This window comes from Modestobacter sp. VKM Ac-2978, assembly GCF_026968025.1.
GTDB lineage: Bacteria > Actinomycetota > Actinomycetes > Mycobacteriales > Geodermatophilaceae > Modestobacter.
Map to the genome: position 1 here is coordinate 343585 of NZ_JAPVBP010000002.1, position 15696 is coordinate 359280.

A 15696-nucleotide genomic window follows, 5' to 3' on the forward strand; every position below is an offset into this window, starting at 1 on the left:
CCACGGAGACGGGCGTGGCCCCCGGGGCGGACGCAGGAGCCGTACCGGGAGGACGACGGTGCTCGACGGCACATTGTGGTGCGTGACACAGTTCGGCCGAGTCGCTGCGACGAACGACCACGCGGCCGGCTGCCGTCCGCATCAGAGAGGAACTCGATGACCCTGTCGACACCGCAGGCCTCGACCCCTGCTGAGCCCGCCGTCACCACCGACGTCCTGGTCGTCGGCTCCGGCCCGGCCGGGGCGGCCGCGGCGCTGCTCCTCGCGACCTACGGGACGTCGACGCTGCTGGTCACCAAGTACGGCCGGTTGTCCGACACCCCCCGCGCGCACATCACCAACCAGCGCACGATGGAGGTGATGCGGGACATGGGCCTGGAGGAGCGGCTCATGCGCGAGGCGACGCCCTGGGACCACATGGGCAACACGACCTTCTGCACCAGCCTCGCGGGGGAGGAGCTCGGCCGGATCCCCTCCTGGGGCACCGACACGGTGCGGCACGCCGACTACGAGCTGCAGAGCCCGTGCGCGATGGTGGACGCCCCGCAGACGATCACCGAGCCGATCCTGGTCCAGGCCGCGCAGGAGCGCGGGGCGCAGGTCCGGTTCGACACCAGCTACGTCTCGCACGTCCAGGACGACGACGGCGTCACGACGACGCTGCAGGACCGGCTGACCGGCACGCAGTACACGGTCCGCTCCAGGTACCTGATCGGCGCCGACGGTGCGCGCAGCCAGGTGGCCGCGGACCTCGACCTGCCCTTCGAGGGGCCGGGCGCCGTGGGCGGTGCGCTGAGCATCGTCTTCGAGGCGGACCTCTCCCGGTTCGTGGCCCACCGGCCCTCGGTCCTCTACTGGATGCTGCAGCCGGGTGCCGAGCGCGAGGGCGTCGGGCTGGGTGTGCTCCGCATGATCAAGCCCTGGAACGAGTGGATGCTCATGTGGGGCTACGAGGTCGCCGGCGGCCCGCCCGACCTCAGCGACGACGTCGTCCGGGACCTCGCCGTCGCCCTGGTCGGCAGCGACGACTTCGAGATGCGGGTGAAGTCGCGCTCCCCGTGGACGGTGAACCACCACTTCGCCACCACGATCGCCCGCGGGCGGGTCTTCTGCGCCGGCGATGCCATCCACCGGCACCCGCCGACCAACGGCCTGGGCTCCAACACCTCGATCCAGGACGCCTACAACCTGGCGTGGAAGCTCGCCCACGTGGTGGCCGGGGCCGCAGACCCGTCCCTGCTGGACAGCTACGACGCCGAACGGGCGCCGATCGCCCGACAGGTCGTGGAACGGGCCAACCAGAGCATCGCGGACACCGGGAGGATCCTCAGCGCGCTGGACCTGGAGCACACCGAGGCGGAGGCGCTGGAGCGGCAGCTCGCGCTGTGGAAGGCGCCGGGCCCGGAGGGGGAGAAGATCCGCACCGCTCTCCGAGAGGCCATCGCCTACAAGGCACACGAGTTCGACGCCCACGGGGTCGAGCACAACCAGCGCTACGCCAGCTCCGCGGTCGTCGGCGACGGGACGCCGATGCCGGAGTACCGCCGGGACCCGGTGCTCTACGCCCAGTCGACCACCTGGCCCGGCGCCAAGCTCCCGCACACCTGGGTGACGCGGGACGGGCACCGGGTGTCCACCCTCGACCTCGTCGGCCGCGGCCGGTTCAGCGTGGTGACCGGCATCGGCGGGGAGGCGTGGCTGGCGGCGGCCCGGAGCCTCGGCGAGGAGCTCGGCCTGTCGATCACCTCGGTGTCGATCGGACCGGGTCAGCCCGTCGAGGACCCCTACGGCACCTGGGCCGACCTACGGGAGATCGAGGACGGCGGCGTGCTGCTCGTCCGGCCGGACCTGTACGTCGCCGCCCGGCACGCGTCGTCCCCGGCGTCGGAGCAGGACGCGGCCGACTGGCTGTCCGGTGCCCTGCGCGCCGTGCTCGGACGCCAGGAGAGCTGACCGCAGGCACCGGGCCCGCTCGTCCGCAGGTGGAAGAGCCTGCGCACGGCCGGGACCGGTGCACGTGCCGTGTCAGGGTGCGACGGGCACCCGGGCCGGACCCGGGAGTGCGCCGAACAGCGGCGTGCGCCGGAGGTCCGCCGTCCGGGGCGGGAGGTGCACCCCGGCGATCATGCAGCGCACGGACCCGCCCGCCAGCTCGATGGTCGGCACGGCCACCGGCAGGAGCCGGGTCGTCGCCTCGATCCGCCGGCGCTGGTCTGCGGTGAGGCTGGCGGCGGCCCGCGCGGAGAGCGCCAGCACCGGTCCGTCGCGGCCGGTCAGCTCGATGGCGTTGCCGGCGAACTGGCGGACCTGGTGCTCGGAGAGATCGACGACGTCCCGGCCGGTCGCAGCCAGCCGGTCGGTCACCCGGGCTCGATCGGCGGCCGTGCTGATCAGCCCGAGCCCGACCAACGCCACCGCGCTGCCCACCGTCATCAGCACGTTGGTGTGGTAGACCGCCCGGCCCTCGGCGTCGGCCGTGTCGAACAGCACCGCCTCGTAGCCGAACGTCGCGCAGAACCGCTCCAGCGCCTCGGGGTGGGCCCGGTGGGAGCGGGAGACGTAGGCGATCCGCTCCTGGTGGTCGAGCACCATCGCCCCGGTCGACTCGAGGAACAGCCCGTCCCGCTCCATGCTGGAGAAGTCCACGACCTGGTCCACGCGGTACCGCTCCTGGAGCAGCTGGACGACGTCGGCTCGCCGCTCGCTGCGCCGGTTGACGGCGAACATCGGGTAGAGCGCCACCCGGCCGTCGGGGTGGGTCGACAGCCAGTTGTTCGGGAAGACGCTGTCCGGGCGGTCGTGCGCGTGGTCCTCGAAGAGGTGCACGACCACGCCCGCCGACTCCAGCGCCTCGGCCAGCCGGGTCACCTCGTCGCGGGCCTGCGCGGCGACGGCGGCGGGGTCGGGTCCGGTGGGCAGTGACTGGAAGGCGTTGTCGACCCGGGTCAGCTCGTTGGGCCGGAACCGGTGCGGGCGGATGAGCACGACGGCTCCGGGCGCCTGCACGGGCACTGCCATCAGGCTCCGACCGGGTCGACGGTGATCCGACGGGCGGCGGCCCAGCGGTGCGGGACGTCGACGAGCGAGGTCATCCGAGCCTTCCTGTCAGGGTTGATCTCCAGGCTAGGAACGTACGATGTGCACGCGCAACGAACATCCAGTCCGATTCTCGGCGGCCAGCTGAGCAGAAGTTGCGGCCCGATTAGGCTTTCTGCATGACCGCGTTGACCGAGCTCGACCGTCGACTGCTCGCTGTGCTGCGCGAGGACGGCCGTGCACCCGTCGCTGAGATCGCCCGCCGGCTCGGGATCTCCCGGGCGACGGTCACCAGCCGGATGGACCGCCTGGTCGCGCAGGGCGTCATCGTCGGCTTCACCGTGCGGGCGCGGGAGGATGCGGTCGCCGGTGAGGTGCGCGCGGTCACGCTGATCGAGGTGGAGGGTCGCTCGACGGATGCGGTGATCCGCCGGCTGCGGGGCTTCACCGAGATCGACGCGCTGCACTCCACCAACGGGGGCTGGGACCTCGTCGCGGAGGTCCGCACCCGTGACCTGATGGAGTTCGACCGGCTGCTCGGCCGCATCCGCTCGATCGACGGCGTCGTGAACAGCGAGACCAGCCTGCTGCTGTCCTCCGTGCTGCGCTGACCACTGGCCGGCCCCGCCCCGGCGCAGCCGGAACCAGGAGCCGGCTGCGACGGGGCGGGGCCGGTGCATCAGTCCTCGGTGAGCCAGACGGCGGTGTTCGGCGGCAGCGCGATGCTGCCGGCCGAGGCGTGCACCCGCGACGTCGAGGCGAGCAGCACCTCACCGCGGGCACGGACCAGCACCGTGGCCGAGCCCATGTTCACCACGCAGCGCACGGTCTCCTCGTCCCCGACACAGCGGACGGTGAGGACGTCGCCGTCCGTGCGGACCGTGGCGTCCCCGGAGCCCAGGGCCGGGTGCGCCGCGCGGAGGGCGAGTGCCCGCCGGTAGAGGGTCAGCATCGAGCCGCCGTCCCGGGTCTGAGCGGAGACGGCGTAACCGCTCCACTCGGCCGGGATCGGCAGCCACGGCTCGGCCGCGCCGTCCGGGGAGAAGCCGACACCGGCGGAGTCGTTCCACGGCATCGGCACTCGGCAGCCGTCCCGGCCGGCGCGCTCCCCGCCGCTGCGGAAGAAGATCGGGTCGGTCTTCGCCTCGTCCGGCACCACGGCCTGGGGCAGTCCCAGCTCGTCGCCGGCGTACAGGTACGCCGACCCGGGCAGCGCCAGCATCAGCAGGGCGGCGGCCCGGGCGCGGGCGGTGCCGAGGTCGCCGCCGCCGAAGCGGGTGACCTGCCGGTCCTTGTCGTGGTTGCCCAGCACCCAGGACACCGGGGCGCCCACCCGCCCGAAGGCGTCGAGCGCGGTCTGCACGCCGTCGGCGAAGGCGGCGGTGTCCCACGGCGACTTGAGCAGCCGGAAGGAGAAGGACTGGTGCATCTCGTCGGGCCGCGAGTACAGCGCGACCTCCTCGAGGTCGGCCAGGCAGACCTCGCCGACCAGCATGGTGTCGGGGTACTCGTCGCAGACCGACCGCCACCGGCGCCACACGTCGTGCACCTCGGGCTGGTTCCAGGTCATCGCCTGTTCCGGCCCGTGGCCGAAGAGGGTGGGGGAGTAGGCGCCCGGGTTGTCCCGGAGGTCGGCGTCCTTGAACAGGCCGTAGGCGACGTCGACGCGGAAGCCGCTGACCCCGCGGTCCAGCCAGAACCGCAGCGTCTTCTCGAAGTCGGCGGCGACCGCCGGGTCCCGCCAGTTCAGGTCGGGCTGCTCGGGGGCGAACAGGTGCAGGTACCACCGGCCGTCGGGGGTTCGCGACCAGGCCGGGCCGCCGAACAGCGAGCGCCAGTTGTTCGGCGGCTCCTCCGACGGCGGGGCGAAGTGGTAGCGGGCGGCCTCGGGGGAGTCCGGGTCGGCCAGCGCGCCCTGGAACCAGGGGTGCTGGTCGGAGGTGTGGTTGGGGACGACGTCCAGGACGACGCGCAGGCCGAGCTGGCGGGCGTCGGCGACCAGGGCCTCCAGGTCGGCGACGTCGCCGTAGTCCGGGTCGACCGCCCGGTAGTCACAGATGTCGTAGCCGCCGTCGGCCCCGCCGGAGGGGTAGTGCGGGTTGATCCAGAGGGCGTCGACGCCCAGCCAGGACAGGTAGGGCAACCGCGAGCGCAGCCCGGCCAGGTCACCGATCCCGTCGCCGTTGCTGTCGGCGAAGGAGCGCAGGTAGACCTGGTAGACCACGGCTGACCGCCACCAGGGCGACGGGGACCGCTGGGCCGCGACCTGCTGCTCGGTCGAGGTCCGCATCGTTGCGAGCCGACGTGACATGTCGCCATCATCGGCAGCCGACTGGCACGGCATGTGTTGCACGTCTCACGAATGAGTGATTCCGCGTTGGCTGATGTCGCCAAACCGCCCCCGGCGGTGGACGTGAGAAGGCTCGCCCGACGGCCGCCCGGCGGGCATCGCATGATTGGCCGGCTGTGGCGTGGGGCACAGTTGAGGCGTGGACAGCTACGCCGTCGGATTCGCCCGGCCGGATCGCCGATCCTGGGCCCAGCCGGTCGATCAGCCCAAGTCCTGGCACGCCGTCGAGGCGCACCGGCCAGCCGACGAGCTCGACGGGGAGGTGGAGCTCGCCGTGTGCGGGGCGATCGTGCAGATCTGGGGCGCGCAGCGGTGGGGGCGGATGAGCAGTGGCCGCGACACCTGCGCCGAGTGCCGGCGCCGCACCGCGCCCGCTCTCCGCCAGGTGGGCTGAGCCGGCCGGTCAGTCCGCCGGCACCAGGACCACCGCCTCGGCGTCACCGCCACAGTCGGTCTGTCGAGTGCCGACCGGTCGGTACTCCACCAGCAGGCGGTCGTGCAGGAGGACGGCGCCGCCGGTCCGCTCCGTCACCACGACGTCCACCTCGGGTGGGCGGAGCACGGTGGTGATCATCACCGACGAGTCTGCCGAACCCGTCGCCGGACCGTCCAGGAAGCCGCACTCCGCTGTGGCCGGGCAGCTGACGGTGACGAGCATGTCCACGGCGGACGCCGGGACCGGCTGCAGGCTGACGTAGATCGCTGCGGGGAACGTGGTCGAGGGGCACAGCGTCCCGCCGCACCCGCTGCACGCGGCTGCTGTCGCGCAGAGACAGGCAAGGGCGCACGCCCAGCCGGGACGCCGGTGCGCAGTCGTCGGCATGACGCTCTCCGGTCGACGGGGCTCCGAGCATGACGCCGTTGCGGCGTCCGCGGAACCGGGGAGCGCCCCCGGCAGGGGCAGGGCGGGGGCGCTCCCGTGGATCAGCAGGCGCTGACCGGCATCGCACCGGCGCAGGTGTCGTAGAAGTACGGCACGCTCGGCGCCGCCGGGGTGGCGGCGGTCGAGTCGCGGACGACCAGGACGACGGTCAGGACGAGGGCGGCGACGAGGGCCATGGCCACGGCGAGGACCAGCGCGAGGTGGGTGGCTGCCCAGGCGCTGCCCGGGACGTGTGCGATGGCGGACATGGGGGGTCCTTCCGGCCGCCGGGAGCGGCCACGGTGAGTGGGGCGGACGCTCCGGTCCGGAGGGACCGACGCACCACCAGGCTGGCGCCGGCGCCGGCGCAGCGATATGCGTCTTCAGGCGTATGTCGACGGCGCTCTCCCGGGCCTACCGTCGTCCGGACCGGCCCCGGTGCGGCCGCGAGGAGGGCCGATGACGACGAGCGAGCTGTACGCCGCTGATGTCGAGGCGCTGGTGGGCGTGCTGGACGACGCCCGCTCCGACGACCCCGGCCCGGCGATGCCCTGGGCGCTTCTCGAGGACCTGCAGCGGTTGGTCCCCTCCGACCTCGGAGTCAGCTTTCAGCACCACGAGCCGTCGGCGAGCAGGAGCCTGCTCGTCCAGGGCGTGGAGATCGGCGGGCAGCGGGCCGACATCGCGGGGCCGACCCCGGAGGAGCCCGACGACCCGTTCTGGCGCTACTGGTGGCAGGGGCTGTGCTCGTGGCCACAGCGCACCGGCGACCTGCGGCGCGTCATCCAGACCCGGGACTTCCTGCCGACCGAGCGTGACCGGCTGGCCGACCCGGTGTCGGAGCTCCTGCCGGAGCTCCGGGAGACCATGATCATCTCGCTGCCTGCCGCGCCGGGGGAGGCGCGGCGGGTCTGCTTCATGCGGCACGACGGGCCGTCGTTCACCGAGCGGGACCGACAGCTCGCCACGCTCCTCCGGCCACACCTGCAGGAGATCTGGCTCGACGCCGAGCGGCGTCGGGCCGGGGTGCCGAAGCTGACCGCGCGCGAGTGGGAGGTGCTCGCACTCGCTGCGGCCGGGATGCCCTACGCCGTCATCGCCGCCCAGCTGTTCATCTCCGTCGGCACCGTCCGCAAGCACATGGAGCACGTGCGGGAACGGCTGGGCGTGCACAGCATCCCGGCCGCCGCGGCCCGGGCGATGCCGCACGCACCCGGCCGCCTGCGGACTAGATCGACTGCGGGGTGTCCGCCGGCTTCTCCTGGGCGCGGGGGGTCCGGCGGCCGGTGATGGCCGAGATCCCGGTGATGTCCCGGCCCACGATGAGCGCCTGCACGTGGTCGGTGCCCTCGAACGTGTAGATCGCCTCGATGTCGGCGTGGTGACGGGCGATGTGGTGCTCGAGCAGGATGCCGTCACCGCCGAACAGGTCCCGGGCGTCGGCCACGATCGCCCGGGCCTTCTTGCAGTTGTTCATCTTCGCCATGGAGGCCATCGCCGCGGTCATCCGGCCCTCGTCGGCCAGCTTGCTCAACCGCCAGCTCAGCAGCCGCATGCTGGTGATCTCGGCCAGCATCCGGGCCAGCTTCTCCTGCACCAGCTGGTAGCCGGCGATCGGCTGGCCGAACTGCTCCCGCTGCATCGTGTGCTTCAGCGCCAGGTCGTAGGCGGCCTCGGCGATGCCCAGCGCGCGCCAGGCCACGGTGTACCGCGTGCGGTCCAGCACCACCGACACGTCCTTGAACGAGCGGCAGTTGGCCAGCTTGTTCTCTGCCGGCACCCGCACCTCGTCCAGGGTGATCTCGGCCTGCCACACCGCCCGCAGCGCGGTCTTGCCGGTCATCCGGGTCGCGGTCCAGCCGATCGACCCCTTGGGGACGACGTAGCCGCCGACCGCGCCCTCCTCGTCCCGGGCCCAGATGAGCACCAGGTCGGCGATCGTGCCGTTGCCGATCCACTTCTTGGCGCCGTTGAGCACCCACTCGTCGCCGTCCCGGCGGGCGCTGGTCTCCAGGGCGACGGCGTCCGAGCCGTGCGCGGGCTCGGTCAGGCCGAACGCGCCGATCAGCTCCATCTTGGCCATCGCCGGCAGCCAGCGCTCGCGCTGCTCCTCGTCGCCCAGCAGCTCGATCGACTGCATGGCCAGGAAGCTGTGCACCCCGTAGAAGGTGCCCAGGCTGCCGTCGGCGCGGGCCCACTCGGCGGCGACCAGCCCGGCGGCGACGGCGCTCATGCCGGGGGAGCCGTACCCGGCGACGGTGCCGCCGGCGATGCCCAGCTCGGCGATCTTCGGGATCAGCTCGAACGGGAACTCCGCCCGCTCCCAGTAGTCGTTGATGATCGGCGTGACCTCGCGCGTGCAGAAGTCGCGCACCCGGTCGCGCAGCTCGATCTCCTCCGGCTCCAGGAGGTCGTCGAGGGCGTAGAAGTCAGGGGAAGCGTCGTTGCTCACCGTTCCGAAGCTACTCGCGGGTGGCACTCGGTGCCGTGTGCTCAGCGCCGCTCCAGGGAGCCGCGCAGGAGGGCTGCCTGCCCAGCGTGCTGGAGGTCGTCGCCGACGACGCTGAGCAGCCGGACGCCGAGGGTCACCGGCGGGTCCCAGCGCTCGTCGACCACCCGGTCGAGGTCCGCGGCGGAGAGCGTGCGCAGGAACTCGGCGGTCCTGGCGTGTACGTCGGCGTGGTACCCGATCAGCAGCTGCGGGTCGCTGACCTGCGTCCGTCCGACGTCGGTGCTGCTGAAGCCGAAACCGATGGCCGTGGGGTCGAAGGGCAGGCCGAACCGGTCGGCCCAGCCGTTCGCGGTGTAGGCCTGCTCGACCCCGGCGACCTCGGACACGTGGTCGTCCTGCACCCGGGTCAGGTGCCACACCAGCCAGGCGATCGTGTTCGCCTCCGGGTCGACGCGGGCGTTCAGCAGCTCCGGGTCGGTCCCCTCGACCGCCCCGCGGACGGCCTCCTCGACGTTGTCGAACGCGGTCAGCAACAGGTCCCGGCTCTCCATGGTCGCCGGGCTACCCGAGCCCACGCTCGATCACTCGCCGGGCGGCTCGCTGGCCTCTTCGAGCTGTTCGACCTGCTCGGGGGTGGCCTGCTCCAGGGCGATGTCGCGGGGCTCGGGGAGGTCGTCGTCGGTCGGCGTCGTCATGTCGACACCCTGCCTGTCCCGCCCGGGGCCACGCTAGGTTGCCCCGAACACCCGTCCTGGCAGGAGTTCCGTGTTCTTCTTCTTCTCCCGGCTGTCCCGCGTCGTGGGCCCCCGCCTGCGCGGGTGGCGGCTGCCGCTCGTCGTCCTGCTGCTGGTGTTCCTGACCAGCTGGCCGGCGATGGCGCTGGTGGAGGGGACCGAGAGCGACATCGCGGCCCCGGGCAACTACTGGTGGTACTTCGTCGTCACCGCAGCCACCGTCGGCTACGGCGACTTCTTCCCCGCCACCGCTGCCGGCCACGTGGTCGGCAGCTACGTCATCGTCGGTGGCATCGTCACCCTGACGTTGCTGTTCACACGGCTGTCCGACTACCTCGCGTCGGTCCGCAGCAAGCGCCTGAAGGGTGTGGAGGAACTGGAGCTGACCGACCACGTCGTCGTGCTGGGGTACTTCCCGGGCCGAACCGAGCGGATCCTCGCCGAGCTCGCGGCCGAGGGGCGCAACCGGGTCGCGCTGTGCGTCTGGGAGGACGTGCCGGAGGACCCGTTGCCGGAGCGGACCGAGGTCTCCTTCGTCCGCGGCGACCTCAGCCACGTCGACGTCATGACCCGGGCCAACGTGGCGGCCGCCCGCGCGGTGGTGATCGACGGGCGGGACGACAACGAGACGCTGGCCATCGCGGTGGCGGTCCACCACGCCGGCCCGGACGTGCACAAGGTCGCCGCGCTGCGCGACCTGGACCGCCGGGACAACCTGCGCTACGTCGACCCCCGGATCGCCTGCGTGCAGTGGCACATGCCCTTCCTGATCACCGAGGAGGCGTTGGACCCCGGGCTCACCGAGGTCTACGGCGACCTCATGAGCAGCCACGGCCACGGCAACACCTACTCCGTCCAGCTGCCCTCCGGGCACCGGCTGGGCACCTTCGGCGACTGTCAGGTGCGCTTCGGTCAGGCCTTCGGGGCGACGGTGCTGGCGCTGCGCGGGCCCGACGGGCTGACGGTCAGCCCGGCCTGGGACACCCCGGTGGGCGACGGGACGACGCTCTACTACGTCGGTCGCCGACGGATCGAGGCCGGCGAGGTGCTCTCCGCCCGCTGAACCGGCCGTTGCGTCGGCCGACCACCTCGTCGATGCTGGCCGCCGCGGACCCACCACGAGCGAGGAGCGGGCTCGATGCAGCAGTCGGCGACGCAGCGCAGCGGCAGCCGGGCAGGGCAGTGGCAGGCCCGGATGACGGCCGGCGTCGTCGGCTACCTGGTGTTCGTCGAGTTCACCAGCGGGGTCCTGCAGGGGTACTACATCCCGCTGCTCACCGACATCGCCCGGCACCTCGGCATCAACGACGCCGACGTCAACTGGCTCGAGGCCGGCCAGCTGATGCTGTCGGCGATCGCCGTCCCGGTGCTGGCCAAGCTCGGTGACCTGCACGGGCACCGCCGGATGCTGCTCTGGTCGGCGGTCGTCGTCGCGGTGGCCACCATCGTGCTGGCGTTCGCCCAGACCTTCCCGGTCTTCCTGCTCGCCTGGGCCGTGCAGGGCGTCTACGCGGCCTGGCTGCCGCTGCAGGTGGCGCTGATCTACAGCCGGTCCCGCGGGCTGCCGGACACCGCGGCCCGCACCCGGCGGGCCACCGGCCTCATCGTGGCCGCGCTGCAGCTCGGCGCCATCGTGGGCGCGCTCAGTGGCGGGGTGATCGGCGACCTGCTGGGCGACGCGCTCTGGCTGGTGCTGCTGGCCCCCGGCGTGCTGGTCGTCGGGGTGGTCGTCGTCGTCTGGAGGCTCGTGCCCGAGGGGACCGACCGGGTGCAGGGGGTGGTCGACTCCGGCGGTGCCGCGCTGCTGACCGCCGTCCTGCTGGTGGTCACCGGGGGGCTGACGTTCGTCCGGCTCAACGGGGCGGAGCAGGCCTGGCCGTGGCTGGTGGTGGCGGCCGGCCTGCTCCTCGTCTGGCCGTTCGTGCGCTACGAGCTGCGGCAGCCCGACCCGCTGGTCGACTTCCGGGTGCTGCGCAGCTCGGCGATGTGGCCGGTCCAGCTGACCGCGGGGTTGTTCGGGGTCAGCGTGCTGGGCGCACAGGGGCCGCTGTCGACCTTCGCCCGCACCGACCCGGACGTCTACGGCTACGGCCTCGGGCTGTCGACCAGCTCGGTGTCGCTGGTCATCGGGGCCTACGTGGTCTCGATGCTGGTCGGCGCGAGCCAGTTCGCCCGGGTCTCGCGGCTCACCACCCCGCGGCTGACCCTGATCGGGGCCGCGGCCCTGGTCGCCACCGGCTACCTGTTGCTGGTGCCCTTCCACGACCAGCTCGGCCAGGTGCTGGCCGGCATGACGGTCGCCGGGGTCGGTTCCGGTGCGCTGGTCGCGGCCCTGCCCGCCGCGGCGGCCGCCGCCGCTCCGGCCGGCCGCACCGCCGTCGCCACCGGGCTCACCAACACCACCAAGGTCATCGGCGGCATGTTCGCCTCGTCGGTGTTCGCCCTCGCCCTCGCCGCCGGCGCCCCGCTGCTGGCCGGCGGGGTGGAGGGCACGGCCGGATCGCTCACCGGGTACGTGACGGTCTGGACCATCTGCGGCACCACGGCGTTGATCGCCGCCGTCGCGCTGGTGTTCGTCCCGCGGCTGGCCTTCGCCGACCCCGAGCAGACCGAGGACCGCGCCGCCGCGGTCCGGGAGGAGACAGCTGGATGAACCGGACGCTGCTGACCACCGGAGCCGCTGTGGGGGCCGGCGCCGCCCTCACCCGGGTGCGCCGCTTCCGGCCGCCGGCCCGACCGGACGTGCCGCACGCGGACGTCGGGGCGATCGACGCCACCCGGGCAGCCGACCACTTGGCGCAGCTGATCCGCATCCCGACGGTGTCCCGGCGCGACCCCGAGCAGGTCGACCAGTCCGTCTTCAGCGCCTTCCGGGAGCGGCTGGCCGAGCTCTACCCGCGCACGCACCGGGAGCTCGAGCTGGAGCTGCTGGGCACCGGCGCGATGCTGTTCCACTGGCGCAGCGGCAACGGCGCGCAGCCCCTGGTGCTGATGGCGCACTACGACGTCGTGCCGGCCGACGGGCAGGCGTGGACCCGCGACCCGTTCGCGGGCGAGGTCGTCGACGGCGTGGTGCACGGCCGGGGGGCGATCGACGACAAGGGCGCCCTGGTCGCCGTCCTGGAGGCCGTGGAGTCACTGCTGCACGAGGGCTTCCGCCCGGCCCGGGACGTCTACCTCTCCTTCGGCAACGACGAGGAGGTGGCCGGCACCGGGGCGCGGACGGCGGCCCGGACGCTCGCCGCGCGCGGCATCACGCCCTGGGCGGTCGTCGACGAGGGCGGCGCCGTGGTCACCGGCGTCTTCCCCGGCGTCCCCGGGCCGATCGCCGTCGTCGGCATCGCCGAGAAGGGGGTCGTGGACCTGGAGCTGACCACCGAGGACGCCGGCGGGCACGCCTCGTCGCCGGTCCGCGGCGGCGCGACCGCACGGCTGGCCCGCGCGCTGGTCCGGCTGGACGAGCAGCCCTTCCCGCCCCGGGTCAGCGACGTGGTGCTGGCGCTGGTCGACACCGTCGGCCGGCACGCCCCGACCGGGCACCGGGTGCTGTACGCGCACGCCGCGCTGCTGCGGCCGGCGCTCGCCGGCCTGCTGTCCCGCGCCGGCCGGGAGGCCAGCGCCCTGGTGCGGACGACGGTGGCGATCACCCAGCTGGAGGGCAGCCGGGCACCCAACGTGCTCGCGACCCGGGCGCGGGCGATGGCCAACGTGCGGGTGGTGCTCGGGGAGACGGCCGAGTCGGCGATCGAGCGCATCCGCGGGGTGATCGACGACCCGAGCGTGCGGCTGGAGGCGACCCGCGCCGACGACCCGTCGCCGGTGTCCCGGACGGACAACGAGGCCTGGGCGACGCTGACCGCGGCGATCCAGACGGCCCACCCGGCGGCGACGGTGACCCCGTACCTGATGGTGCAGGCCAGCGACGCGCGCCACTTCGCCCAGATCAGCGACAGCGTCTACCGGTTCATGCCCTTCGACCTCAGCTCGGCGCAGCTGGCGTCCCTGCACGCCGCCGACGAGCACCTCACCGTGGCGGCGCTGGCTCGCGGGGTGGCGTTCTACCGGGAGCTGCTGCAGCGGTCGTGAGCTCGGCCGCCACCGCGGCGACCGCGGCAGCGGGGGAGGGCAGCCGGCCCGAGGCCAGCACCGCCCCGTCGACGATCAGCGACTCCACGGCGATCCCGGCCCGCACCGAGCGCCGCAGCGCCGCGCCGCGCAGCCCGCGGCGGCGCCCGTCGGTGACCAGGGCCGGGACCAGCCAGAGCCAGTTCGTCGGCGCGACGACCTCCAGGGCGACGTCGTCGGGGAGTGCTGTGCGCAGCGCCCGATAGACCGCGCCGACCTCGTCGGCCGGGGCGGCGTGCCGGTGGCCGCCGCCCTCGTCGAAGGGGCGGGCGGCCCCGCTGCAGCAGCCGCCCGACCCCGCGGCGGCGCGGGGCCCGCGCACCAGGACGACGCGGTGCCTCACTGCCGGTCGTCGCGGGACGTCTGGCCCAGCTCCGCGTCGTCGGTGGGGGACGTCGGGTTCGCCCGGGCGACCGCCGGGTCGGACGTGCCCCGCGCCTCGGCGCCGGGCTGGGAACGCTCGCGGAACGCCGTCCGCAGCGCCAGGGCGGCCTCCACCATCAGCCAGATCGCCAGGAAGAAGATCAGCGCGTCCAGCGGGGCGAGCACCCAGTTGTCGGCCTCGACGAAGTTCCGCAGGTTGGCGATGAGCGCCCAGGAGGTCATCGCCAGCAGGAACACCAGCGGGATCAGCACGGCCAGCGGGTTGCGGCCCTGGCGGGTCACCCACACCGCGATGACCGAGAGCGCCAGCCCCGCGGTCAGCTGGTTCGTCGTCCCGAACAGCTGCCAGAGGACGCCGAAGGTGTAGCCGGCCTCGCCGCCGCCGGGCAGCAGCGCCATCGCCAGCGGGATGAGCACCGCGACGGTGGTGGCGAGGGTGAGGTTCCGGGCCAGCGCCCGGACCTTGATGATCTCGCCGATCTCCTGCACGACGTAGCGCTGCAGCCGCACGCCGGTGTCCATCGTGGTCGCGGCGAAGCTGATCACCACCACAGCGGCGAAGATGGTGGCGAGGTCCAGCGGGATGCCGATGTTGTTGGCGAACACCGCGACGCCGTCGACGAAGTTGCTGGTGGCGCCCCCGGAGGCGGTGGCGAAGTCGGGGTAGAGCGCCTGCCAGTCCGCCTGCGAGGCGGCCACGCCCGCGGTGGCGGCGAGCACGGCGCCGGTGGCCAGCGAGCCCTCGCCGACCGCGCCCATGTAGCCCACGTAGCGGGCGTCCGGTTCGGTGTCCAGCTGCTTGGACGTCGTCCCCGAGGAGACCAGGGAGTGGAACCCGGAGATGGCGCCGCAGGCGATGGTGATGAACAGGAACGGGAAGAAGCTGGGCGACCCCTCCGGGACGTCGTTGACCACCGGGGCCTGGATGGTGTTCATCCCGACGATGACGCCGACCGCGATGACGGCCAGGGCGATGAACAGCTGGTGGCTGTTGATGTAGTCGCGGGGCTGCAGCAGCACCCACACCGGGATGCGGGAGGCGATCCAGGTGTAGGCGAACAGCAGCACGACCCAGACGTTGCGGGTCTGCTCGACGCCGAGGGCCTCGGCCAGGCCGTCAAGCTCGATCGGGAAGGCGTTGCCGACCAGGATCAGCGCGTACAGCACGATGACGCCGGCGATCGAGGGGATCAGCGCCGAGGAGCGGGTCCGGTAGATGTACTGGCCGATGAGCATGGCCAGCGGGATCTCGACCACGATCGGGATGACCGCGCCCGGGTTGGCCACGAACAGGTTGCCGATGACCACCGCGAAGACGGCGTTCACCAGGGTCAGCAGAAAGAAGATGATCGCCAGGAACAGCATCCGGGCCCGGCCGTTGACCACCTCGCCGGCCAGCGTCCCGATGCTCTTGGCCTTGTGCCGCACCGACACCACCAGCGACCCGAGGTCGTGCACGCCGGCGGCGAAGATGGTGCCGAGCACGATCCAGGCCAGCGCCGGGCCCCAGCCCCAGAACACCGCGATGGCCGGGCCGACGATCGGGGCGGCCCCGGCCACGGAGGTGAAGTGGTGGCCGAACAGCACGTGCTTGTTCGTCGGCACGTAGTCGACGCCGTCGTTGAACTCGTGCGCGGGCGTGCGGAACGCCGGGTCCAGGACGTACACCTTGCGGGCCAGGTAGCTCGAGTAGTACCGGTAGCCGAGGAAGAACAGCACCCCGACCACGGCGGCCACGGCGAATGCGGGCACG

Annotated in this window: 15 protein-coding genes; 7 read left to right on the plus strand and 8 right to left on the minus strand. The window is 73.0% G+C overall.

Features of this window, described 5'->3' with window-relative positions:
- Positions 1-156 precede the first annotated feature (156 nt).
- Complete coding sequence (locus tag O2W53_RS05490) at positions 157-1953, plus strand: FAD-dependent oxidoreductase (RefSeq protein ID WP_269162009.1); 1797 nt, start codon at positions 157-159, stop codon at positions 1951-1953.
- Between the two features lie 72 nt (positions 1954-2025).
- On the opposite strand, the gene ctlX is transcribed toward O2W53_RS05490, so the two are convergent.
- Positions 2026-3018, minus strand: coding sequence for a citrulline utilization hydrolase CtlX (gene ctlX, locus O2W53_RS05495; protein WP_269162010.1), 993 nt, complete (start codon positions 3016-3018; stop codon positions 2026-2028).
- A 197-nt stretch (positions 3019-3215) separates the two neighbouring features.
- Here ctlX and O2W53_RS05500 point away from each other — a divergent pair, with 197 nt between their 5' ends.
- Positions 3216-3647: an Lrp/AsnC family transcriptional regulator gene (locus tag O2W53_RS05500; protein ID WP_036341527.1), complete on the plus strand. Its 432-nt coding sequence runs from the start codon at positions 3216-3218 to the stop codon at positions 3645-3647.
- Between the two features lie 68 nt (positions 3648-3715).
- Here O2W53_RS05500 and O2W53_RS05505 read toward each other — a convergent pair whose 3' ends face one another.
- Positions 3716-5326, minus strand: a complete 1611-nt coding sequence (locus tag O2W53_RS05505) for a glycoside hydrolase family 13 protein (RefSeq protein ID WP_269162011.1) — start codon at positions 5324-5326, stop codon at positions 3716-3718.
- Positions 5327-5525: 199 nt separating this feature from the next.
- On the opposite strand from O2W53_RS05505, the gene O2W53_RS05510 reads away from it, so the two are divergent.
- On the plus strand, positions 5526-5780 hold the full coding sequence (locus tag O2W53_RS05510) for a hypothetical protein (protein WP_036341512.1): 255 nt from the start codon (positions 5526-5528) through the stop codon (positions 5778-5780).
- A gap of 9 nt (positions 5781-5789) precedes the next feature.
- Here O2W53_RS05510 and O2W53_RS05515 read toward each other — a convergent pair whose 3' ends face one another.
- Positions 5790-5960 carry a hypothetical protein gene (locus O2W53_RS05515; protein WP_269162012.1) on the minus strand — a complete coding sequence of 57 codons (171 nt, stop codon included), beginning with the start codon at positions 5958-5960 and terminating at the stop codon, positions 5790-5792.
- Between the two features lie 350 nt (positions 5961-6310).
- Positions 6311-6517, minus strand: a complete 207-nt coding sequence (locus O2W53_RS05520) for a hypothetical protein (protein ID WP_269162013.1) — start codon at positions 6515-6517, stop codon at positions 6311-6313.
- A 190-nt stretch (positions 6518-6707) separates the two neighbouring features.
- Here O2W53_RS05520 and O2W53_RS05525 point away from each other — a divergent pair, with 190 nt between their 5' ends.
- Positions 6708-7538: a helix-turn-helix transcriptional regulator gene (locus tag O2W53_RS05525; RefSeq protein ID WP_269162014.1), complete on the plus strand. Its 831-nt coding sequence runs from the start codon at positions 6708-6710 to the stop codon at positions 7536-7538.
- On the opposite strand, the gene O2W53_RS05530 is transcribed toward O2W53_RS05525, so the two are convergent.
- Entirely contained in the window at positions 7477-8700 is a 1224-nt protein-coding gene (locus O2W53_RS05530) for an acyl-CoA dehydrogenase family protein (RefSeq protein ID WP_269162015.1), read from the minus strand. The two genes, O2W53_RS05525 and O2W53_RS05530, sit on opposite strands and share 62 nt — an antisense overlap.
- Positions 8701-8741: 41 nt before the next feature.
- A complete protein-coding gene (locus O2W53_RS05535) occupies positions 8742-9251 on the minus strand; it encodes a mycothiol transferase (RefSeq protein ID WP_269162016.1) in 510 nt (169 codons plus the stop codon).
- A 214-nt stretch (positions 9252-9465) separates the two neighbouring features.
- Here O2W53_RS05535 and O2W53_RS05540 point away from each other — a divergent pair, with 214 nt between their 5' ends.
- The 3 genes from O2W53_RS05540 (at position 9466) to O2W53_RS05550 (ending at position 13520) form a co-directional block, all read left to right on the plus strand.
- Complete coding sequence (locus O2W53_RS05540; protein WP_269162017.1) at positions 9466-10497, plus strand: potassium channel family protein; 1032 nt, start codon at positions 9466-9468, stop codon at positions 10495-10497.
- Positions 10498-10572: 75 nt separating this feature from the next.
- A complete protein-coding gene (locus O2W53_RS05545) occupies positions 10573-12087 on the plus strand; it encodes an MFS transporter (RefSeq protein ID WP_269162018.1) in 1515 nt (504 codons plus the stop codon).
- The gene (locus O2W53_RS05550; protein ID WP_269162019.1) at positions 12084-13520 is read left to right on the plus strand and encodes a M20/M25/M40 family metallo-hydrolase; all 1437 of its coding nucleotides are present in this window, start codon (positions 12084-12086) and stop codon (positions 13518-13520) included. Before O2W53_RS05545 ends, O2W53_RS05550 begins: the two co-directional genes overlap by 4 nt.
- On the opposite strand, the gene O2W53_RS05555 is transcribed toward O2W53_RS05550, so the two are convergent.
- Together O2W53_RS05555 and O2W53_RS05560 are read right to left on the minus strand one after the other, a co-directional pair.
- On the minus strand, positions 13459-13902 hold the full coding sequence (locus tag O2W53_RS05555) for a hypothetical protein (protein ID WP_269162020.1): 444 nt from the start codon (positions 13900-13902) through the stop codon (positions 13459-13461). The two genes, O2W53_RS05550 and O2W53_RS05555, sit on opposite strands and share 62 nt — an antisense overlap.
- Positions 13899-15695 (minus strand): carbon starvation CstA family protein, encoded by a 1797-nt coding sequence (locus O2W53_RS05560; RefSeq protein ID WP_269162375.1) that lies wholly within the window; start codon positions 15693-15695, stop codon positions 13899-13901. The genes O2W53_RS05555 and O2W53_RS05560 overlap by 4 nt, the downstream gene beginning before the upstream one ends.
- Between the last annotated feature and the right edge of the window lies 1 nt (position 15696).